Source organism: Elusimicrobiota bacterium, assembly GCA_026388155.1.
In the GTDB taxonomy this organism is placed as follows: domain Bacteria; phylum Elusimicrobiota; class Elusimicrobia; order Elusimicrobiales; family UBA9959; genus UBA9634.
The window spans coordinates 117,651-139,860 of sequence record JAPLKI010000025.1; the positions used below are offsets into that span (position 1 = coordinate 117,651).

At 54.3% G+C, this 22,210-nt stretch carries 20 protein-coding genes; 13 read left to right on the forward strand and 7 right to left on the reverse strand.

Features of this window, described 5'->3' with window-relative positions:
- Positions 1-157 precede the first annotated feature (157 nt).
- From NTX59_12790 to NTX59_12810, 5 genes are all read left to right on the forward strand, one after another.
- Complete coding sequence (locus tag NTX59_12790; protein ID MCX5786552.1) at positions 158-652, forward strand: DUF2062 domain-containing protein; 495 nt, start codon at positions 158-160, stop codon at positions 650-652.
- Positions 649-2,376 carry a hypothetical protein gene (locus tag NTX59_12795; GenBank protein MCX5786553.1) on the forward strand — a complete coding sequence of 576 codons (1,728 nt, stop codon included), beginning with the start codon at positions 649-651 and terminating at the stop codon, positions 2,374-2,376. Before NTX59_12790 ends, NTX59_12795 begins: the two co-directional genes overlap by 4 nt.
- Entirely contained in the window at positions 2,373-4,094 is a 1,722-nt protein-coding gene (locus NTX59_12800; GenBank protein ID MCX5786554.1) for a PIG-L family deacetylase, read from the forward strand. Before NTX59_12795 ends, NTX59_12800 begins: the two co-directional genes overlap by 4 nt.
- A gap of 154 nt (positions 4,095-4,248) precedes the next feature.
- The gene (locus tag NTX59_12805) at positions 4,249-4,887 is read left to right on the forward strand and encodes a hypothetical protein (GenBank protein ID MCX5786555.1); all 639 of its coding nucleotides are present in this window, start codon (positions 4,249-4,251) and stop codon (positions 4,885-4,887) included.
- 51 nt (positions 4,888-4,938) lie between these two features.
- Positions 4,939-5,346 carry a barstar family protein gene (locus NTX59_12810; protein ID MCX5786556.1) on the forward strand — a complete coding sequence of 136 codons (408 nt, stop codon included), beginning with the start codon at positions 4,939-4,941 and terminating at the stop codon, positions 5,344-5,346.
- Positions 5,347-5,496: 150 nt separating this feature from the next.
- Here the strand turns inward: NTX59_12810 and NTX59_12815 are convergent, their stop codons facing one another.
- The gene (locus tag NTX59_12815; protein ID MCX5786557.1) at positions 5,497-6,438 is read right to left on the reverse strand and encodes an MBL fold metallo-hydrolase; all 942 of its coding nucleotides are present in this window, start codon (positions 6,436-6,438) and stop codon (positions 5,497-5,499) included.
- A gap of 289 nt (positions 6,439-6,727) precedes the next feature.
- On the opposite strand from NTX59_12815, the gene NTX59_12820 reads away from it, so the two are divergent.
- Entirely contained in the window at positions 6,728-7,600 is an 873-nt protein-coding gene (locus tag NTX59_12820; protein MCX5786558.1) for a hypothetical protein, read from the forward strand.
- Between the two features lie 86 nt (positions 7,601-7,686).
- Here the strand turns inward: NTX59_12820 and NTX59_12825 are convergent, their stop codons facing one another.
- Complete coding sequence (locus tag NTX59_12825; protein ID MCX5786559.1) at positions 7,687-8,211, reverse strand: hypothetical protein; 525 nt, start codon at positions 8,209-8,211, stop codon at positions 7,687-7,689.
- A 23-nt stretch (positions 8,212-8,234) separates the two neighbouring features.
- Complete coding sequence (locus NTX59_12830; protein MCX5786560.1) at positions 8,235-9,746, reverse strand: mechanosensitive ion channel family protein; 1,512 nt, start codon at positions 9,744-9,746, stop codon at positions 8,235-8,237.
- A gap of 142 nt (positions 9,747-9,888) precedes the next feature.
- Here NTX59_12830 and NTX59_12835 point away from each other — a divergent pair, with 142 nt between their 5' ends.
- On the forward strand, positions 9,889-10,968 hold the full coding sequence (locus NTX59_12835) for a family 10 glycosylhydrolase (GenBank protein ID MCX5786561.1): 1,080 nt from the start codon (positions 9,889-9,891) through the stop codon (positions 10,966-10,968).
- 189 nt (positions 10,969-11,157) lie between these two features.
- Here NTX59_12835 and NTX59_12840 read toward each other — a convergent pair whose 3' ends face one another.
- Positions 11,158-12,696 carry an aminotransferase class III-fold pyridoxal phosphate-dependent enzyme gene (locus NTX59_12840; protein ID MCX5786562.1) on the reverse strand — a complete coding sequence of 513 codons (1,539 nt, stop codon included), beginning with the start codon at positions 12,694-12,696 and terminating at the stop codon, positions 11,158-11,160.
- A 466-nt stretch (positions 12,697-13,162) separates the two neighbouring features.
- Between NTX59_12840 and NTX59_12845 the strand changes: the two genes are divergently transcribed.
- Complete coding sequence (locus NTX59_12845; protein ID MCX5786563.1) at positions 13,163-13,522, forward strand: protease inhibitor I42 family protein; 360 nt, start codon at positions 13,163-13,165, stop codon at positions 13,520-13,522.
- Positions 13,523-13,595: 73 nt separating this feature from the next.
- Here NTX59_12845 and NTX59_12850 read toward each other — a convergent pair whose 3' ends face one another.
- The 3 genes from NTX59_12850 to NTX59_12860 all read right to left on the reverse strand — a co-directional run bounded on the left by NTX59_12850 (position 13,596) and on the right by NTX59_12860 (position 16,647).
- Complete coding sequence (locus tag NTX59_12850) at positions 13,596-14,267, reverse strand: SagB/ThcOx family dehydrogenase (protein MCX5786564.1); 672 nt, start codon at positions 14,265-14,267, stop codon at positions 13,596-13,598.
- Positions 14,268-14,282: 15 nt separating this feature from the next.
- On the reverse strand, positions 14,283-14,432 hold the full coding sequence (locus tag NTX59_12855) for a hypothetical protein (GenBank protein MCX5786565.1): 150 nt from the start codon (positions 14,430-14,432) through the stop codon (positions 14,283-14,285).
- Between the two features lie 259 nt (positions 14,433-14,691).
- Positions 14,692-16,647 (reverse strand): tetratricopeptide repeat protein, encoded by a 1,956-nt coding sequence (locus tag NTX59_12860; protein MCX5786566.1) that lies wholly within the window; start codon positions 16,645-16,647, stop codon positions 14,692-14,694.
- A gap of 761 nt (positions 16,648-17,408) precedes the next feature.
- On the opposite strand from NTX59_12860, the gene NTX59_12865 reads away from it, so the two are divergent.
- From NTX59_12865 to NTX59_12885, 5 genes are all read left to right on the forward strand, one after another.
- Complete coding sequence (locus NTX59_12865) at positions 17,409-17,717, forward strand: hypothetical protein (protein MCX5786567.1); 309 nt, start codon at positions 17,409-17,411, stop codon at positions 17,715-17,717.
- A 199-nt stretch (positions 17,718-17,916) separates the two neighbouring features.
- On the forward strand, positions 17,917-18,303 hold the full coding sequence (locus NTX59_12870; GenBank protein MCX5786568.1) for a hypothetical protein: 387 nt from the start codon (positions 17,917-17,919) through the stop codon (positions 18,301-18,303).
- Positions 18,304-18,591: 288 nt separating this feature from the next.
- Positions 18,592-20,469: an OPT/YSL family transporter gene (locus NTX59_12875; protein MCX5786569.1), complete on the forward strand. Its 1,878-nt coding sequence runs from the start codon at positions 18,592-18,594 to the stop codon at positions 20,467-20,469.
- Between the two features lie 130 nt (positions 20,470-20,599).
- On the forward strand, positions 20,600-21,448 hold the full coding sequence (locus tag NTX59_12880) for a hypothetical protein (GenBank protein MCX5786570.1): 849 nt from the start codon (positions 20,600-20,602) through the stop codon (positions 21,446-21,448).
- A gap of 209 nt (positions 21,449-21,657) precedes the next feature.
- Positions 21,658-22,203, forward strand: a complete 546-nt coding sequence (locus NTX59_12885; GenBank protein ID MCX5786571.1) for a hypothetical protein — start codon at positions 21,658-21,660, stop codon at positions 22,201-22,203.
- Positions 22,204-22,210 lie beyond the last annotated feature (7 nt).

Sequence of the window (22,210 nt, forward strand, 5' to 3'; positions counted from 1 at the left end):
CCTGGGCCGGCCCCAAAAACAACAAGAGCCCGGCGGCGGTGATGTGACCCCGCCACCCGCACAGGCCCCGCCCTTTTGGGCCAGGAAACGCGGCCTGCCGCCGCACCCATATCTCCCGGACCGGCAGATTGCTCCAAAAGAGCGGGGCAAATATTGCATGAAACTTCCATCTCTGGATAAAAAAAGCACCCTGCGATTAATTAAAGAGTCTCTTGATTCCCCCCTCAAAATAGCCGAGGCCGTGGCGCTGGGCGTATTTTTCGGGATCGCGCCGGTTTGGGGCTTTCAGCTGATACTGGCGCTGCTCTTTGCCTCTATCCTGAAAGTTAACCGGCTTATCGCCGCCGCCGCGAGCAATATAAGCATTCCGCCGATGATACCGGTGATCGTTTTTGCCAGTCTCAAGACAGGCGGTTTTGTAATGAGAAAGCCCTGGACCGCGGTTCCCTTTCCGGGCCCGGGAGGGCTGCTCGCGGTTAAAGGATATCTCCTCCAATACCTGGTGGGAAGCGTTTTACTGGCGTCGCTTTGCGCCATGGCGGCGGGGGCGATTGTCTACGCCTTTGCCCTGGCGGGAGGCAGGTCCGGCTTTTTGAAAACGACCGCGCAGCGGGACGCTGATTTTCACGGGCAGAAGCAGAATATGCCATGACTGAAAATAAATTTTTAAAACGATCGTTTTTCCCTTCCATAAAGAAATATACCGCGGACCGGTGCGCGCTCACCGAAGGGACATCCCGCGCAAAAACGATATCGGCCGGTTCCGCATGGTTTTACGGCGCCGCTTTCGCGGGACTTCTGGCCTTTTTCTGGGTTTGCTCAAATAATGCCGTCTTTCGCAACGATGAACTTCAGCATCTGAGAGTGGCGTGCGCGGCGGCAGCCGGAGAAACTCCGTACAGGGATTTTTTTGACAATCATATGCCGCTTTTTCACATGGTTTCCGCGCTTGAAATATCGGCGGTAAAATTAAAGCCCGGCCCGGATTTCCCGGTAAAAATGAGGCATCTGGCTTTTCCGTTCTTTATGGCGCAGATATTCTTTCTTGCGCTTCTGGCGGGAGCGGTTTTTTTTAAAAATACGGAGGAGAGCCTGTCCTGCGCCCTGCTGGCCGGGGTTTTTCTGCCCTTCATGGCCGTGCAGACGCGGCCCGAGCCCATGTGGGGCGCGCTTTTTATAGCCTCGATTTATTTTTTTTCCGCTAACCGGCCGTCGGTAAAAAATCTGTTCCTGGTGGGGCTTATAAACGGCCTCGGCGCGTGCGTGTCGCTTAAGACGATGGCTTTTCCGGCCCTGGCCGAGCTCATGTCTCTGCCGGCGCTGGCCGCCTTCTACGCGGAGGGTGTCCCTTTGCCCGCCGTGGCGGCCATGCTGGGCGGGCTGGCCCTTTTTCCTTCGCTCCTTCTTCTGCACTTTTACCGCCTGGGCGCGCTGAAAGACTTCCTGAAATACGCGGTGTTCTACAGCATCCGGGCCGGTGGCGAAGGCGGAACGCACTGGCAGTTACAGGCCGGCCTTCTGATCCTCGCGGCCGTTCTGGTTTATTATGCCCTTCGGGCCTTAAAAAATGTCCTTCGGCCGGCCCAGGCGGCGTTCGCCGCGGCCTGTTTTCTCTCCGGTTTCATACTGCTGTTTTACCCGGTAAGGGAGGCGCAGACTGTGTTCCCGTTAAGGGCGCTGCTTTATCTTGTTTTTGCCGCTTTGACCGTTAAAGCTTTGCGAAACTTCCCGGCTCAGGCCGCGAAAAAAGCGGCCCTTCTGTTTCTGGCCGTCGGCGCGGCTTTCGGGCGGCTTGCGGCCGAAAACGCTTTTTCAGACAGGAATTCGGATTACAAGCGGAGTCTTGCTTTAATGCTCAGGCTTCAGCCGGCGGCCGCCGGCGGCTCCGTGATGGACGCAAAAGGAGAAAGCCTTTTCTGGAAGCGTCCCTACTATTACGCGCTTGAACGCTTCGCCATGCAGGGCGTCAGGAACGGGACGCTGGCGGATTCAGTCCCTCAGGATATGGCGCGCACCGCCACGCCGGTCGTTTTTCTGAAATTTCCGGCCAGATTCAGCGCGAAAGACCTGGCTTTTTTCAGCTCAAATTATCTTCCCCTCTGCTCGGCGCCGGAGGTCCTGGCGGCCGGAAAGGAAATAACGGGGAAATTTTTTGAAACCGCCGTGGCGCTTGAGTATGCGCTGATCTGCGAAGACGGCGGCAGGGCTGTCGGGCGCCTTGACGGGAAAAATTATTCCGGCGCGCCTGTTGCCATGCCGCCGGGCCGGCATTCTTTCGTTCCGGGCAAGACAAATACATGCGCCAGGCCGATATTGCTTTGGGCTAAAGCCGCGGAGCTGAGAGAACTGCCCTGCCCGCGCGGGAGCGCAAAATGAAGATTACAAGCTCCGACAGGGTCCTCATCGTCGCACCGCACCCCGATGATGAAATCCTGTCGTCGTTCGGTTTAATGCGGAACGCCTGCCGGGCCGGAGCCGGGGTGAAAGTGGTTTTTTTAACTAACGGCGAGAGGAATCACCTCAGCCACATGCTGTCCAAAAAGAAGATTTTCATCAGCCCGCGGGCGAAAGCCGGTTACGGCAGGGAACGCCTGCAGGAGGCGCTGCTGGCCCTTGACTATACGGGCCGGGTCGAAAGCGAGTTCTGGGGCGTTGCAGACACCGGGGTTCCGGCTGAACTGTCAAAGCCGGGGCTTATGGTCCGTTTCAGGAAAATGCTTGCCGAGTTCAGGCCCACGATAATCGTATCGCCGTCTATGAACGACCTGCATCCGGATCACAGCGCGGCTGCCGTCATGACGGAGATGGCTGTTGCCGGAATTCCGGGTAATGAGCGCCGCCCGCTCACATTGTTTTACGCGCTTCATCGGCGCGGCCCGGAGCCGGCGGCTGAGTTTGACCTGAAATTGCCCCTTGCTCCGCATGAGACCGCCGAAAAGATGGCGTTTAAAAATATCTACAGGACTCAGGCCTCAACCTGGCGGCGGCTGGCCGCCAAAGTGGCGCGGGAGGAAGCCTTTCTTACCGCGGAAAAAAATCTGAGCCCTCACATAACCGTAGATTTCGCTGGACAGGATCTGGTCTGGTTGAGAACCACCCTGGGCTCGTCTATCCGCCCGGTCAGGCTTACGGCGCTTTACTGCGACGGTAAAACATGCGTAAGAGCGTCGTTAAAACTTAACTGGAAAAAAACATCCGGGCCGCTGCGAGAAGCCGGAACGGGGCGGACCTTGGCGCTGGCGCGGCTGCAGAAGTCCTTCGGCCGCAAAGGGGGACTGATAGCCTTGCCGGCGGAAATATCAGCCGGCAGTCGGCTGCTGGCCGTTAAGGCGGGCGGGCTTTTCGGTTTTTTTGACATCGCCGGTTTTGTGAAAATACCCTCCGCCCCCCCCAAAAAAAAGCCCAGGACCTGCGCCATCATTCCGTGCTACAACATAGATAATTTATGCGTTCAGGCCGTTTCCAGGGCCATGAACTACGCCGACAGGGTTATAGCCGTTGACGACGGCTCAACGGACATGACCGCGGCCCATTTCAGAGAACTTGAGAGAAAGGGCGGAAATTTGACGGTTATAAGTTTCTCCAAGAACAGGGGAAAAGGCTTTGCAATACTTGAAGGCATGAAAAGCGCCCTGGCCGGGGATTTCGACCTTATCCTGACCATGGACGGGGACCTGCAGCATCTGCCGGAAGACATCCCCTCCTTCCAGCGGGCCTGGAGCGAGGGCGGAGAATTTATAATAGGCTACCGCCGGTTTTCGGGAAAAGTGCCGCTGCGCAGCCGCATAGGCAACAGCCTGGTAAATAAGCTGGTCCGCGTCCTGTTCAACCGCGTCCCCATAGATTCACAATCCGGTTTCCGCGGTTTTTCCCGCGCCCTCGCAGGAGATATTGTCCGTTCGCCGGCAGTGCGCGGCGGAAGATATGAAACTGAGATAGACATTATGGTTGAAGCCGTCAGGCGCAACTACCGGGTAATGCAGGTTGAAATACCCACCATCTACTTGGACGGCAACAGAAAATCGCATTTCCGCCCTTTCACGGACTCTTTCCGGGTGGTAAAGTCGTTCGTGCTGAACATGGCCAGGCGTTGATCAAAATTTCGCAATTTGCAATACAGGCCTAAAGACCTAAGCCATCCTGGGTCTTTGTGCTCATGCCATTGTTATTAAAAACCACCATAGTATCTATAGTAATATCAGAAATATAAAAAAAGGAAAGCAAGCTTCCGGAATATCTGAATAAACAATGAAAAACATAAAACTCAGCCTGCTTCTGACATCCGCGATAATATTCGGCGGTTTCTCCGCCGTTTATTCAACCCCTGCCGCTTCCGTTAAAGCGGACGGGGCAAAACCGGTTCTTGAAACACTTATCCAGCTCCCCGGCGCGCAGTTTAATGTTGATCTGCCCGCGCCCGTACTGCCCGAAGCTTTACCCGCTGAAGAATCAAATACCGCCGGCGACCGGAGCGGCGGTTCCTCAGGCGGCGGAAACAGCTGCACCCCCAGCCCGGCCATAGCCCCGGGAACTGATTTTTCCCCGAAAATAAATGATTCCATCCGCACCACCGCCATCATACAGCTGCTTGATAAGATCTCAGCCTGCAAGCCGCTTCCTTATCCTCATGACGGCATTACCAATACAAACTCGGAAGGGGGTATGCCGCAGGCCCCGGCCGGTTATTACAAAGAATACACGTTGATAGTCCCGGGGCATAATGTCGGCGACGGCCCTGTGCCGGTAAATATCGGCGGACAGATCTATATGACCGGCCCTGTGCAGAGCGCCCGAGGCCCCGAAAGAATAATTATCGGCGGCGGGCAGAATATTTATTATACGCCAGACCATTACGGCCACTTTATAAATCTCAAAATCGTGAAATGAAGCGGCAAGGCGTAAATATAAAAATCACGGCTTCTGCCGTGATTTTTATTTATGGATAATAATTTTTTACTGATTCCAAACTCTCCCGACATAGCCGACCTGCCCCCCGCCGAAGCAGGGGCGCTGGCCGCCGCCGCGCGCGCCGGCGGCTTTGCCGTGTTTGAACTTGACGGAGCTCAGATGAAGACAAAGCCCGCGCTGATGGAGCATTCCGAGCGGGCGCTGGGCTTTCCGGGCGACTTCGGCAAAAACTGGGACGCCATGATAGATTATCTCGGCGATATGGCGAATTTCCATGACAACCCTAAAATATTGATTTTCGTTAAAAACCCGTCTGAAATATTAACCTCCGACCCCAAGCTATATGCCGACCTGCGCAGGATCTGCGGCCTGTCTTGCGACAATGCGCGTGAATGGAGCAGGAGCACGGTAATCCTGAAGTTCGTGTTCATCTCCTGAAATTACTTTTTTCCGTACACCATAACTGCGGCAGCGTGCACGCGATTGCCTCTGAATCCGGTTTATTTTCAAAAATATCCAAAAACCAACGCGACAGACCCTTGTCGTGTTGGTCTGCTATACTGTTTTAAGGAGGTGAGTTTGCAGCGTTTACTGTATGGAGTATTCCTGAGTGCCGCTCAGGTCGGTACGATAGACTTCGGCCCCCGCGGCCTGCAAACCGGTTAATACCGCCTGTGATGGAAAGCCGTAAGTATTGTTGGCGCCCAGCTCAATGTACGCTATTTTCGGCTTGACCATATTCAGGAAAGCGGCGCTGGTGGCGGTGGGGCTGCCGTGATGGCCGACTTTAAGGACATCAGACTGCAACTCGCTGCCGTATGTGGACACCAGAGTGGCCTCCACATCAGACTGCATATCCCCGGTGTAGAGAATGGAGGTGTTATGGTAGGTGACTTTCAGCACAATAGAACAGTCATTAAGCACGGGGCCCAGGTTGCTGGACCCGGGTTCTGAGCAGCTGTTCAGCACTTTCACCTGAACCTCTCCGGGGTCCCAGTCCAGACTGTCTCCCGCCGCCGGGTAGGAAACGCTGACACCCATAGTACTTATTTGGGCGCGCAAATTAGTCATGGTGGAGGAGCCGGTGTTCTCCTCGCGCGTGTCATAAAAATTGTTTACCTGTAAATATTTAAAAACATATTTTAGACCGCTGTAATGGTCAAAGTGCGGATGGGTCAACACCACATAATCGATTTTTGTGACTCCGTGCTGGGTGAGGAACTGGGCAATACCGGAGCTGGCCGAACTTTTCGGGCCGCCGTCTATAAGCGCGTTTTTGCCGTTGGGCAGCTCTATATACTCGCAATCGCCCTGGCCCACATCCACAAAATAGGCGTGCAAAGCGCCCGAAGAGGAGGTTACGGCATCGCCGGCGGAGGGTGGAACCGGAACAGGGGCCGGTTCCGGCACCGCTATATCTTTTATATTAGCGGTCCCGCTGTTAAGCGGATCAAAAGAAATATTCTGGGCGCTCAGGTTGAACCCCAGGAATGCCGTTACTATTGCCGTCAAAAGACAATTTCTTTTCATATATAACCGTTAGTTATATTATTATGTGTAGTTTGACATTTGTCAAGTCTCTCAGGGCCCACTCTTGATATAGGACTAAAGGGCATATACTTGTAGGTCTTATGTCCCTATAGGCGGCTTCCCGGCCCTATTGATGGCAAGTTATGTCATGATATAAGAGCAAGCCTCTATTTATCTTCAATTCGGGAAATGGGCCTTATTTCAAGCTCATACTGGGCCTTTTGACCCTCCCCTAACTTCATTTTTCACGCATAATATACGTACATGCCTGTCATTACAGGGGGTTAAAATGAAAAGTGCCATACTTACCACGTTCCTGCTGGCTGTTGCGGCCGTTGTATCCGCCGGGGAAATGGAAGCCGCCAGGAGCGGCGGGTTAACTGATTTGCGCGCTGACGCCATAAAGCAAAGCGCAGCCGGGACTACAACCGATATAAAAGCGAAAAAAACCGCGCCCGCTGAAACCAAAGCGCGTTATCCGCAGCAACAGGGCTATACCACCTGCGAGATAAAAGACGGACGGGCGACAGGCACGGTGCACAACGTGTCCGGCAGCTACTCTTTTTCCGGGAAAGTACGCTTCACTTTTTACGACGCTTATAACAGGCCGGTGGGTTACGACGATACAACGGGCGTCTTCGTGCTGGTCAGCGACGACACCGATTCCGAAACCAGCTCCAGCCTGCCAGGCGGCGCCGCTTACTGCACTTTCGACGTATCGGAAGCCGCGGCTTCTTCCTATCCGCAGAACACCCCGCAATATCCGCCATACCCGTCTTACCCGGTGCCCCCTCAGCCGTATCCGCCACAGCCCTCCTCAGGCTCCGGAAGCATGAGCAAGAGCTGCAGCGGGAATCTGCAGGTATGCAGCGGCGGCGGCTGCTCCTCGGAATATTTCTATATTTACGCCTACCAGTACGCCTACGTGTACAACGGAGCGGTGCAGTCGGAAAGCCACTCTTTCAGCCTGAGCGGAGCGCTTTCGCAGTCCGGCGAACCGCAGCTTACGGGCCTAATGGGCAATTGGATAATTTACAGGGGCGAGAAGTTCACGCTGGCGATACCCTGGGAATCGCAATATCCTATTTACGCCCAGCAGAACGGCGCGTACGGCGGGTTTTCAGCCCCCATGGCTCCGGGCTGGCAGATGTTGTGCCAATGACAGCGCCTGTTGTATATGCGTAAAATTCCCGCGGATACGGACGCCGGTGAATTGTATTTTTGGAGAATTCAGTTAAAGAATCCGGGCTACCGCAAAACAAGCTGAACCAGCAGGCAGAGCTGCGCTGTCCCCGCGAGAACGCAGGAGCACATGAAAAGGCGGCGCTTGCGCGTAACGATACGCGCGCCGATAACGATCCGCGCGATGATATCCTCGAAATACCTGGTTGCCGTTATCCCCCCGCCGAAGTATTTGTCCAGAAAATTTACCAGCTCCATCTGGGAGTATCCGGCGATATCGTATTCGGTGATAAGAGAATCGCCCGCGCGCTCAGCCTCGCGCGGCTTATGCAAAGGTATATGCTTCCGGGTTTCGATAAAAGGGGAGATCCCAAAAACGCCCACCGGCAGGGCCGCGCACAGCGCAAGCAGCGCTATATAGCTCAGCACACCTTCCGGCGCGACGATCTTGATCACAGCCATCTGAACCGCCGCGAAGGCCGTTACCGCTCCAAGCTTCTTGTCCGCCCACTTAAGCGAATTATCTATGTTCCCGTGCATTATCCAGAGCCGCCGCTCCGGTTCCGGTGTCAGATGCGAAGATATGCTCATCCGTTCCCTCTTTGGAATTCGGGCTAAAGCCTGAAGAAATTTTTTATTTTAGAAAGAAGATCCTGCTGTTCCGTACCGAGGCCGTGGGCCGCGCTTTCGCCTGCCATACGCTCTTTGGCTTCGGCCAGCTCCAGACGCCGTTCGGCGAGCATAGCGGCTATGGACTCTGCTATCTCCGGCCTGCCGGCAATGATGGCGCGGAAACCCTCCCTGTCCAGACGGTAGCAGCGGACCTCCTGCGAAGCCACGGCGGTAGCCGAACGCGGCTCCCCTGTAAACAAGCCCATCTCGCCCAGCACGTCTCCCGGACCCAGGGTCTTAACGGCCTTGTATGAGACGGTTTCCCCGGAATAAAGTCTGATCTCCGCTTTACCCTCGTAAATTATGTAGAGCCAGTCGGCCGCGGCCCCCTGTTTGGTGATCATTTCTCCGGGCGCGAAAGGCGCAGGTTTCAGTTTTCCGGCAAGGACCACGCGCTCTTCTTCAGTCAAAGTCTGGAGCACATCAACGCCTTTCAAAGCCGCCAGCCGCCTGATCATCTCACTTTTCGTGCTCTTCTCAGCCGTCTGCTGCGCATCTTCGCTTACAACTACCGAGCGGGCCGGGATGGAAAGCTTTATGCCGGCGCGTGAAAGCGCGTAATAAATCTTAGCGCGCACATTGGAGTCGGTTCTGCCCGGCACGGAAAGATCAGTGAGGTAGTAGCGGACCTCATAAGCCGCGCAGTTTGGCAGAAATTCCTTTATAGCGCAGTAAGGAGCGGGGGCCGGCGCCACGCAGGCGGGAGGGTCCTCCCTTAAAGCCTGATCGATCGCGCTTATCACTTCTCCGGGAGCGCGGTCGTAATAGACATTGAAAGAAACCGCGCGGAAGCGGGTGTTCCCTGAGGCCCGCCCCAGCACGGTAACAGGGCTCTTCATAAGTATGATATTAGGAATTACCACGAGATCGCCGTCCAGCGTTTCGATCGTGGTCTGGCGCCAGCGTATTTCGCGCACCACGCCTTCGTATTTTTCCACCCCTATCCAGTCCCCGGGCATGAAAGAATCTTCCAGGTGCAGCACCATGCCGCCGATTATATTGCCGAGCGTGTCCTGCAGGGAGAAAGCGACCACGCCGGTGACCACAGCCGAGGTGGCAAGCACGCCGCTGAGGTCCGTGCCGGAAGCAGATATCACCGCAAGTCCCGCCGCTAAGTAGGCTCCCGCAAGTATCAGGTCTTCCACGAACCTGGAGACCCCGGCTCTCAGTTTAGGCATAACCAGGGAAAAACCGAAGATCCCGGCCACGTTTATAGCGGCGATCACGGCAAGCAGGCGGGAAACCAGTTCAAGCAGTTTTACAAGACCGCCGGCGGCGGCGCCCAGAAAGTTGGCCGCGAGAATCCCCGCTATTGAACATATCGCCAGGAAAGCCGTAACCCCCAGCCTTTTGCGCGAAGCGGGAGCGGCGCGATAAAGCAAGGCCGTAGAAACAAAAAGAATGGAATAAAAGCTTATTATCAGGGGGCCAAACAGGGCGGAGATATTTCCCATGCGTATATTGTAGAAAATATAGCGGCGTTATTAGCCATCCGCCGCGAAAATATTCTCCATATTGACCCATGAAAAATCGTCAGCTATACTATTTGGGTAGCCGGTCATAAAGCGGTCGCATGATGTTCAAACGGAGTTGATAATGAAAAAGGTTATGTTTGCCGCGCTGGTCATAATTACCATCCCTCCGGGTTATTGCGCCGGCAATGACGCCGCCGTTTCGGAAGAGTCCGCGCGGAATTTCAACCAGGGGATAGAGTCAAACCGGTTGGCCGCGGATATCCAGCGGGGGATCCATGTCTCCGAAGTGCCCGCCTTACCCGCTAAATCCGCCTCCCGTCCGCTGCACGGCGTATGGGTGGACATGAAGGTTTTGCAGCTCGACAAGCCGGAACTTGAAAGGTTGGTCCGCCTGGCGCGCGCAGCCGGCCTGGAAACTCTTTATCCGGCGGTATTCCGCTATGGCTGTAATTTTTACAGCGCTCCCAAATCCCCTTTCGATTGCGGCAAGGAAGACCTTCTCGGCAAGTTTTTGGCGGTGGTCCGGAAAGAGGCGCCGGAAATGCGGGTGGTTCCCTGGTTCGAGCGGACTATTCACATGGGGGCGCTCACGCCCGGGAGCCTGTACGTAAATACCGCGCTGCAGGAGGCTCCGGATGCCCGGGTGGACGGTTACAGAGTGGTGGACCTGGACAATAAAGACGTCCGCGCCCATCTCCTTGAGTCAATACTCGCGCTGCGCGATTACGGCATCAACAGCGTGCAGATAGACGACCATCTTGCTTATGACGTTTCACCGGCCCATTCCGGCAACAGCGCTTTTAAGGCGGCTCCGGAATTATGGAAAGCAAAACTGACGCGGTTCGTTAACTGGCTGTCCGCCGAAGTGCGCGCGCAGGCGCCGGGCTTCCGCATTGAGATCGCCCAGAACCCGCGGGATTTTGCCGCCGCCACATATCTTGCCGATTGGACGAACTGGAAAGTTGACGAGGTGGTGGTGGAGTGCTACCGGTCTTCCGGCTATGCTGCCGCCACGGATCCCGCCTGCGGTAAAGGACGCCGCGGCGTGGCGTTCCTCGCCAACGGCGTGGAACTGGACGATAAACAGATATTAACCGCCGCCAAAGGTCTCAAAGACCGCGGCTTCGTTCTTTTTCATCTCGGTCGTATGGGGAACCGTGAAAAACTTGCAGAAGAGCTGGGCAAGATCCTCCGCCGCTGAATCCGGGCAGGGAAACAGGGACGCCGCACAATAGATCAATTATTTTCCTCCGATGCTCTCTCCTTGTCTGTAAAATAAGAAATCGCCCCCGGGTTCCTGCCTGGCTCTTCCGCCAGAACCCCGCCGCTTATCCCGGCCTCTTTTAGAGAGTATAGCTGACCAGCCCGACTACGTTGTGCCGGGTTGGCTTTATTCCACTCGTCCCTTATGCTCCCCGCTCGCAGCAAGGGCCTTCCCGGAAGGGGAGGCCAGTTCCTTCAGTCCCCGGCGGATGACGGAGACGATAAGGTCGATCTCGGCGCTGGTGATGTTGAAGGAAGGCGTGAAGCGAAGGCCGCATTCCCCGCCGTGTATCATCTCGATACCGTGGATGCGCATGAACTCCTCGAACCCGCCTTCGCCCAGCACGCGGTAGCGTTTGGGGTTCAGCATCACGCTCGCCATCAGGCCCGTGCCCACCACCCGCTCGATGGCCCCCGGAAATTCTTCGGCCAGCGCCTGGAATTTGATCAGGAATTCCCGGCCCCGCTCGCGGATGTTATTGCGGACTTTGTCGGTGACGGCGTCAAGGACGGTGCAGCCAACTTCCATGGCCCGGGGATTGCCGGTCATAGTGTTCCCGTAAAGACCGGTAACATACTGGGCAGCCACCTCGCCGCTCAAAGCGATGACGGAAAGCGGGTACTGCCCCGCGTTCAGGGCTTTGGAGAAAGTTTCCATGTCCGGCGGAACGCAGGTTTCAAAGCCCTGGTAGTCCACTATACTCAGGCACCCCTGCGCGCGCAGCGCGGCCTGGATGGAATCCACGATCAGCAGACTGCCCGTCTTCCGGGTGAGCGCTCTGGCTTCATCATAGTATTCGCGGGTAAGGGCGAGCCCGGGAACACCTTCCCCCATCACCGGCTCCACAAATAACGCCTCAAAGAAAACACCGTTCTTTTCGGCCTCCGTAAACGCCTTGCGCAGGGCCGCGAGGTCGTTTATGGGCACGAACATAAGGTTGTCGGGATCCCTGAAGGAGGCCAGATGTTTGGCGTAGTCCGCACGGCAGGACTGGGAAAGCCGCGCTGGACCCTCGGTGCGCCCGTGGAAACCTTCCACTATCGCCAGCTTCATCACCTTCTTTCCAGCGTGCCGGCCGCCGGGATCGGTCATCGTGCGGGCGTGGATGTCAGTGACCCGGCAAGTGAAGGTGACGGCCTCGGAACCGCTGTTCAGGAAGACGAACTTTTTGAAGGGACAACTTCCGCGCCGGTGGCCTATCTCCCGGCTCAGGCGCTCCGTCAGGCGGTACTGGCTGAAGGAGGGCGTCATGACGTTGGCCATTACGAAAGGTTCGCTCATGGCCGCCAGAACGGCCCGTGGCGCGTGCCCCATGCCGAGCATGCCGTAGCCGCCGGAATCGTGGATCACTGCGCCGTGCGAGGTGATGATCCAGGAGCCCAAAGCCGCCAGCGGCACGTAGGGGTTTATGTTGGCGGCTGGATAGAAGTTAAGCACCTGCCGCTGTAGCATGAGACAGAGGGCTTTTTCCTCCATTTTAAACAATTCCTCGTGCGTGGATGCAAGCTTCCGGCGGTTCTCCGCGGCGGTTTTTATAGCCCTCGCCAGATCCTTGTCGCCGGCCAGAAAAAGCCGGATGACCTCATCGCCCAGGCCGCGGGTGCGGGTCGGTCCGGCGGAATTCCGGATTGAATTTAATTGATCCATGCACTGTTGAGCTGTCATACGGCCTCCTATAGAATCAGTTGGAACAGCCAAAATCGTCTGTGCATCTATCTTACTAAATTTAATTTATAGTCAACAAAAGACAGAAAGGACGATGTCCTAAAACACCCCGTCTTTTGGCCGTCTGTGGCACACCGCGCTTTTTACGGCACTTACGCAAGCCCCGCCCTTTTGGGCTCAATGTATATCCAAAAGAGCGGGGCAAGTATTGTATTATAACGGTAGTGATTAATTTTTGCGGCCTTTCAAGGGCGCATTGCAGACTTTAGATAACCGGGAGATCGAGCGTCCGGTTCCATGAGGGAGCGCTAACTTTATGTTTCCCGTGGATTTTGATAAAAATAAAAAAAAGGTTTCTTCAAAACAGCCGGCCTGGTGTGTTTGGGGGTTGTGCTTTATCTTTTTATCAGGTTTAGTTTCATGCCAGTATCGTTCCTTGAGAGAAAAGGCCGGAGAAGGTGTGATTATGAAACAGGAGAAAGACCGGAAAATAATAACGCAAAATGAAAATGGCCGGGAATTTGAATTGGCCATGGGAGAAACATTCCAGGTATCCCTTCCCGAGAACCCGACCACAGGCTATCAGTGGGAAGTTTATAAATCAGGCGCGCCTTTTGTCGGCCTGGAAAAAGAAGAGTATATCGCGCCCGAGGAAAATTTGTCCGGACATATAGTGGGAAGAGGCGGGACAAAGCTTTTGACTTTTGAGGCCGCAAAGCCCGGCGAAGCAGAACTTGCCCTTCGCTTAAGGCGTTCCTGGGAAGCTGAGAGCGAATTCGTTGATTCTTTTTCGGTCAAACTGAAAATTGTCGGGCTGCAAAAATAGCGTTAATTCCCCTTCCTATTTCTTTTATACCTGGCCGGTTCTCAAGCGGCGCACCGCACCCGTATATTTTCCCTCATCCTTTAGCGCCCTTCTGTTCCCGCTTCGGATAACCTACCGGTTGTACAAGAACGACTTTTTGCCCGGGCCCAAGACCCATCTCTTTAGAAAGGCGCGGCCTGTCAATTCCCCCCATAACCACGGTAGCCAGGCCTTCAGAAGCGCAAAAGAGATAAACATTCTGGCTTATAAACCCGGTATCCGCCGCGGAATAAAGATCCCGCATGTCAGACTGTTCACTTCCCATTTTTGCATAGTCAGCCACATACAGCAGAAGGACCGGAGCGGCCTGCGCCGCGCTCTGTAATCCGGAGAGAGGGCGTATGTCGTGCGAAACAAGCGGTTCCAGCGAATTTGCGTTCGCATTATAGAGATACAGCCCCTTCGCCGTGGCGACATATACGCTTATTTCCTGCCAGTTCATCGCCGAAGGCGCGGTGCGTTTTTTGGATTCGGGCCGGTTAACGCCGGCAGCGGCCCAGAGAAGATCGGCAAACAGCTGCGGCGGCAGCTCTTTGCCGCTGATATCCCGCGAACTTTTCCGCTCCGCTAGCGCCTGCATCAGCGGCTTTCCGCCGCTTGTCCGGGGCTTCGCCAGCCGGAGCGTCTGAATTTCCTCAGCGGCAGATAAAACAGTGTGCGCGCAGAACAATGCCGCCATGATACAAAATGCCGTTTTCAGCTTCATATGGACCTCCTTAAATTATTTTGCCGGCTTGTTTAGATAGTCCGTCATTAAAAACGGTTTTCCGTGGCCGGGCAAACCGGTGTCAATCAAAACATAACCGTTTTCAGCTTTCAGCAAAAACGCATTTACAAAATCCAAAGTGATAACTTTAATGTTTTCATTCATATTTTATCACCCTTTTTGAATTGTACGCTTTTGGCAAAGTTTCCGTCTTAATTTCCATTCCTGTTCAGTTTAAGGTGAAAATTTTTCTTCCGCCTTTGCAAAAGCCAATATAGGCGAGGGTGTGCTTTTGGATATTCTGCGTGACGGGAACTCATTCTATTTAAGCGTACAGACGCGTTAAAAGCGTTGTTCAAAACGCGCTGTTATGGAATATTTTCAGGCGTAATTCGGGGATTTATTACTTCGGGGAAGCGGTTAATTACTTGGGTTTTGTCAACTTTCGGTATTTTTCGCGGTCAGCCGCCGCTTTTTTGTAATCGCCCTTATTCTCGTAGGCAAGCCCGCGGTTATTATATGCCTTGGCATACTTCGGGTTAATCGCTATTTCGCTGGAAAAATCCCCGATCGCCTTGTCATATTCCCCCTTCTTACTATAGGAAACTCCGCGGCCATAATATGCTTTGGCATCCTTCGGGTCGATCGCTATCGCCTTGGAAAAATCTTCAATCGCATTATCATACTCGCCTTTCTCACCGTAGATATTCCCGCGGTTGTAATATGCGTTGGCAAGGTTCGGCTTAATTGCCAGCGCTTTGGAAAAGTCCTCGATCGCCTTATCCAGTTCACCCGTTTTAGCGTAGGCGCTGCCGCGGTAATAATACGCCCAGACATACGCCGGATCGAGTGTTATTACTTTGGAATAATCCTCGATCGCCTTGTAAAACTCGCCCTTCTTGAGATAGATATTTCCGCGTTTATAATATGTCACGGCGAGTTTCGGGTCAATTTCTATCATCTTGGAATAATCTTCAATCGCCTGATCATATTGATTTTCGGCCAGGTAGGCTGTCCCCCGGCTGGAATACGCCTCGGCAAGCTTCGGGTCAATTGCTATCGCTCTGGAATAATCTTTAATCGCCGCCACGGACGCGCCCCTCAAAGCATAAACGCCTCCGCGCTGAGAGTATGCCTTGGCGTCATCCGGGTCAATTTCTATCGCCTTGGAACAATCTTCGATCGCCTTATTGAATTGGCCGTTTAAAGCATAGGCGGCTCCGCGCTGGGAATATGCCCTGGCGTCCTCCGGGGCAATTTCGATCATCCGTGAATAATCTTTAATCGCCTTGTCATACTCGCCCTTGCCGAAATAGGCATGCCCCCGGCTGAAATATGCGTCGGCACATTTCGGGTCAATTGCCATCGCCCTGGAAGAATCGCTAATTGCCCGGTCATATTCGCCCCGGGCAAAGCAGGCATGTGCCCGGCCGGAATATGCCAAAGCGCGCTTCGGGTCAAGTTCTATCGCCTTGGAATAATCCTCAACCGCCTTGTTGTGCTCGCCAGTATTATAATAGGCGGTTCCGCGCGTGAAATAGGCCGTAATGCTGTTCGGGTCAATTGCTATCGCTTTGGAAGAATCATTGATCGCTTTTTCATACTCGCCCTTAGTGACATATACCGATCCGCGGTTGGAATAGGGCGCGGCAAGCGCGGGGTTAATTGTTATCGTTTTGGAAAAATCTTCAATTGCTTTATCATACCCGCCCTGCTCGCGATAAACATTGCCTCTGCTGAAATAAGCTTTAAAATCGGCGGGGGCAAGACTGATCGCTATGTTAAAGGCGGCTATGGCGTTATCATATTCCCCCAACTCAGCGTACATTACGGCCTTCCCATAAAATGCCTGCGCGTCCTTCGGGTTTTTCTCAATTATCTTGTTTTGCTCTTCAAGCATCTTCCTATATTGCTCAAGCCAATCTTTTTCTATAAGGCCTAAGGCGGCGGTGATGACTTTTCCAGATTCCACTTCGACCAGGCGGGCGTTTAATTCCAACCGCCTGGCGGGGAGTTCGGTTAAGGTTCCCACCACCACGCAGCCGGCGCTTACCACTTTGCCGACTCCTTTGGCGGAACCGAGATCCATGGCGCCGGGAAGCGGGAGTTTCAATTCTTTAAAAAGTCTTTCTATTTCTTTCCGCTCTATAACTTTAGTCTTATTAATTTCAACCAGTTCGGCCGTAAGACGCTCCGCCACAAAGCTTCCGTCCCTGGAATCGCGGCCGTCGGAATAGGAAAACCCGGCCACGGCTATCGTTTTATCCATGCCTTCGCAGTTTTTAATCAGCTCATCGGCGATGGGACGGTAATCACCGCTGTTTTTCGCCTGCGCGGATACCGGGGTAAAAAGCATGGCAAACACGATTATTTTAGTCATTTAATAGTCCGTAGTTTTATTCATTGACCAGAACCGTTGTAATCTGTCAAACCCTCAGTACAGCTTTAGTCCGGTTTGCAGCGGTAAGGCCGCTTTGAACAAATAGGCAAAATCATATTTCGGTTATTATGCCATAAAGGAGGGTTGAAATTAAAAAACTCCCCGAGCCGGAATAGAATCCCGACTTTCTTCAGTTTCCGGCTCTACCGGCGCCAAGGTGCAGCTTGAGCGCTTCGCCATAGCATGGGGCATGCTGAAAAAGAAAGAAAACGCGCGCGCCGTAACGGCTAAAGTGGTATGGGAAGGTCGGGAGTTATCGTATAAGCTGTTATAATGAAAGAGATAGAACGCATAGGACCTGGGTCTAAAGTCCTATTCACGAATAGGTCCTTTGGCCCTGTTCCATTTGACATATGTCAACCATGATATGTATGTCAAGATGTAATCCCCGGGATTGGCCGGGGAGTATCCACCTCCAGACCTTAATCTGGATTCACCATCGGACTCAGGAGTTGTTTCGCATCGCGAAGGTGGATTATGAAACAAAACCAAGTCAGCATAATTCCCCGCAAAATATTAGCAGTTCTGCTTATAGCAGAGATCTTTGCTACTGCCGGAGTTTCATTCGGCAGCAACCCTGTATTTAGGAGGTAAAGGCATACTCAGGCGTATCTGGAACAGGTTTTAACGCAGTATAGGCATGGAAAACATCGGAGAGCCACGGTACACATGCAACTCCCGGCGACGGAGGTTAAACAACTATGACTGACGATGAAGTGTACGATAAACTGATGATCTTGTTTAAAGGGGAACGCCTTTCGCTGCGGTGGGCGATTCATCCCCAGGACACCCCGGAAGAGATAAAAAAACGTCACGGTGACACGCCCCTTCAACAACTCCGCACCATGATGATACTGACAGCAAGCCATCACCTGACAGATGATAGCCCCGGAGAACTGAAGCATGAGTTGTGGAGCCCGCGCCGTCCTGTGGTTGGAAAACGTCTTTTGGACGAAGCCCTGAAACTGCCGATTCCCGGATATAAAAAAGACGGGATGGTTCTCCCATAAATCGTTTTTTTGAACCATCAGAGCCTGCTTCCGGGAGTTAAACGGCGTTCGAACTTTTCACCCAAGTCCGGCGCATGTGTAATTTTCCCCCGCCCCTTCCTCGCCGACTTCCCCCGGCCTCAAATCCGGGGGATTTTATTTGCCTTTGTTACCACAGGTTTTATATATTTTGTAGAAAGGCGGGGAGGAGGCTGAACGTATGGGCATTCACTTCAATATTGATATCAAACGCAAGTTCACGGTAAACGGGAAAGAATACGGGTCGTTGGACGAGGTGCCGGAGGAGGACAGGCAGATACTACAGAATGCGCTAGGCCCGGCCGGGCTCGGCGCCGTCCGCCGCAAGTTCACGGTAAACGGCACGGGATACGACAGTCTTGAAGCCATGCCGCTTGACGTGCGCGCGAGCTACGAAGAAGCCCTCAAGAAGGCCGACGCGGCCGCACAACAGTCCGGCATGACCCTGTCCGCGCCCCGGCCCGGAGACATAAAACCGGAAGGTTTTTTTTCCAGCCGGACCATAACTGTCCTGCTTGTTCTGGCGGGTCTCGCTATCCTTATAAAATTCATCCTTGCCCATAGGTAATTATTTTTGCCGTTGTAAATAACGAAAAGGCACTTGCTCTTCCCCCCCTATAAAGCAGCCCCCTTACGGAGGCTGGGACCTGGAACTCCCTTTGCGGGGCAAAGCGGTGCGCCGCAATAACATGACCGTTACCTGCCCGCCTGGCGGGCGCAGAACAAACCTTCCTCCCGGCGAAATAGCTTTTCTTCTTGGATTATTTATATTATAAATGGAATAAGCGGAGCAGAAAAATATTTTTTGAAATAAAAAACGCGCCGCGGAACTATATTATAACTCTGAGGTGACAACATGAAAGAACTTAACTGGCGGTTGCTGTTGCTGGGCGGTTTATTGTGCGCCGTGGCCGCAGCCGCGACCCCGTACGTAACGCTGAAGCTCGGGCAGAGCGTGGACCTGACCATGGGCGGCATGTTCCTGGCCGCCTTCGTGCTTGGCAAGCGCATGCAGGGCCAGGAGCTCGCCGTAGAGCTCAACATCATACAGACCATGATAGGCCTCGTGTCCAGTATCGCCTTCATGGTGGTCATACTCGCGGCGTTCTACTACATCCAGAACGTATTTGGCCGCAACATCGGCTTCAACCTGACCACCTGGCAGATGTTCCTCTGGCTGTTCGTCTCCGCCAACCTCGGTGTGTTCATGGGAATATTCCCGAGGGGCTCCATCCTGAGGGACCACTCCATCCCGTGGCCGGGCAGCAAGGCGACACTTAGCGTGGCGCAGACCCTGACCGATCCCAAGGCCAATGTCACCAGCAAGAGGCGGCGCGACCTGCTGCTGGTCAGCACCGGCATCGCCGGCTTTCTGACCTTTCTGCGCGACGGGCTCGGCGTCATCACCTCCATCGTCGCCAACCCGGCCCTGAACATAGCGCTGGGGCCCGAGTTCGCGGCCTTCGGCCTTGGCATGCTGGTACCGCTCTCCGTAGGCCTTTCCGGCCTGCTCGGCACCTGGCTTGTCAGCGCCTTCGGCGAACTGGTGGGTAAGTACTCCGCCCTCTCCGGCGTGGCCCAGGAGAACTTCGGCAACTGCCTGAACACGCTCAACTCCGTGGGCGGCCTGGACGGCGCAAAGAAGGCGCAGGCGATGGACTTTCTGAACACCACCTGCGGCAAGGCCGGGGAGTTCGTTGGCGCCTCTTCCCACTTCAAGTACGTGGTGCAGTGGATGATGTGGCCGGCCACGGCCATGATGATAGCTGCAGCGCTTACAAGCGTGATCATCCCGATAGTCCTCCATTTCATGCACCGGGACAAGGTCAAATTCGAGAAGCATGAGCTCAAGTCCCTGGCCGACGAGAACATACCGCTCTGGTGGACCACTACCGGCATCGCCGTCAGCGTAACGCTGCTGGTCTGGATGACCAGTACCTGGTTCGCGATGCCCTGGGAGGAGGTGCTGCTGGCGGTGGCCATACAGCCCCTCCTGATCGTGGCCGGCCTGCGGGTGCTCGGCATCACCGGCTCCGGGCCGGTCTCGCTGATGGCCAACGCCACGCAGTTCCTGTTCGGGCTGATCTGGCCCGCGCAAATCAGGTCCAACCTGACCGCCGCCTACGTCAGCGCCAATCCGCAGGCCACCTCGGAGAACGTCGTGCCATCGTTCTGGGTGGCCCAGCGCCTGGGCGGCAAATTCAAGACCCTGATCCTGGCCCAGCTGATAGTGATACCGATAGGCGCGATCCTGACGCCGATAATGTTCAATATGCTGGAGCGCACCTACGGCATAGGTCTCAACCCGGGCCAGCTCGCCGCCCCTACGGGCCTGAAGATAGCCACGCTCGCCATCGTGATGGAGAAAGGCCTGTCCTTCCTCCCGCACGGCGCGCTGCAGGCGTCCGTTATCGCGATCTTCATCGGCGTCTTCTTCGAGCTGCTGCTCGCTTTCAAGAAGACCAACAAGCAGGGCCACGAGGTGAGCCGCTTCTGGTTTGTGCCGATACCGGCGGCGCTGGGATTTGCGCTGATCCTGCCGGCCTCGCTGAACATCGGCATGGCCATCGGCAGCGTGATCTCGGCCGTCTGGCACCAGTTCTCCCCGGAGGAAGGCGGAGGGTTCGATCTTTATGCGACGCCCCTGGCCTCCGGTCTGGTGGCGGGAGAGGCGATGGTGGGATCGATCCTGCTTCCGGCGCTGGCGACAGTGATGGAATTCGTCAAGCATTAGCCGGCAAGCCGAATCGCTTGAAAACAAAAATCCCCGATTTTTCATCGGGGATTTTGTTTTCACGTTTGCGAAAAACGATGAGTGATTTTACGCACCTGATTTATATGGACCGGAACCGTTCTCTTTATATATGATAGGTTTACAGGGAATTCCGTATTTTTTCCCTGCCGCTCTGATGATAAACCCGAACGCGCTGTCGATCATATTATTTTGCGTGGGAATGGCTATTGAAGCCTTCCTGTTGGTGATATCCGCCGGCAGTGACCAGGATCAGATGCTCTTCTTTGCGCTGCCTGATACGACAAAATACCACGTTCTGTCATATACCATCCTTTTCTGGGCGGTACTTGGGGCTTTTAATTTTAATCCGCCTATCTCTGCCAATGCCTCGCTATTTACGTCCATAGGAGGACCGGCAGTGAAGACCGCTTTATTTTTTATATGCTTAGCTTTTTCGGCGGGGATTTTATTCAGCGCATTATCGGAAATCCATTTTTCAGTAGTTTCCAGGTCCCTATTATATGCATGGCATCTTGCGATTCTGGTTTTTTTAGGTTTCGCTCAGTTCATGTCGTATCCGAACCTGAAGTTACTTTGGAACTACGCGCCGGCAGTCACGTTTTTTAATTTTTTGGAGATCTTTATCGCCGGCATGACTTTCTCGTATATCCTGGCCAATTTTTTTCCTTTACTCTACTTCTTTGAAGAAGACCTGAATTCAATAAGAGGCGACCCGGATGTTCCGACATTGGGAATGGCGGACAGATTCTCAAGAAAGTTCCGGGATATCCACTCGCGGTCGGGCGGCATCATGTTGCTTCTCGGCATACAGCTGGTTCTTTTGGCGTTAAATCACTTCTTGAACATTATTCCGCGCTTTTTGCTAATAGACTGTTGTATAGTTGCCGCCCCCCCGCTCATTACCTTACAGTTAAAGACCGAACTTCCGAAAAGTGAACCTGATAATTCACCCGTTTGAAAACGCGGGCTAAATGCGCAAAACAAAAAAGCCCTCACCTAGAGAGCTAAAAATCAGAAAACTCCCGCACCCAAACAGACAAGTTGCGCAACTGGTTTATCACAAATACTGATGAAAACCCTATTATGGGAACCTATTACTCCTAGGAACACAGGCTTTTTTGTATGATAGCGATAGTATTCCTGTTTTAGCGCTTTCAGGGAGTGCACATGATGAAATTTCTTAAGATCGCCGGGATCGTCGCCATAGTATTGATAGTATGCGCTGCCGCCCTCTTTCTGCGGGCCAGCCGCAGCTTCGGCCCAAAGGAATACTCGTCCGCCCAGGTCCGTGAAATGTGCGGCCCCGTCATCGGCATGGAAGGATTTACGCTTACGGATTCCGATATTCTGGAACACGGCTGGAACAGCGGCGGAATGGACTCGGCGACGCTCTGCAGCATGAAGACTACCCCCGAACGAGTACGCACTCTTAAACAGGCTATCCAGGCGAAGGACGGCACGGTCTGGTCGGGCTGGAAAACGGCCGTGGCCCACACGCCCGCGGACTGCAAAGGTGACGAATACGCCTGCCCCCGGTACGGCCAGATGTCCGCGGGAAAGCGGCCCGATTGGTGGCCTGCCGGCGCACTTCCCGGAGCCGAATGGTTCTCGGTTACAGAGTTGCATGAAGGGAACTCTCCCCATCCGCACGGCGTGAATTACGTGATATCAGAACCCGACGGGCTCGTCTTCGCGGAACGCTGGCGGACCTAAAAGAGCC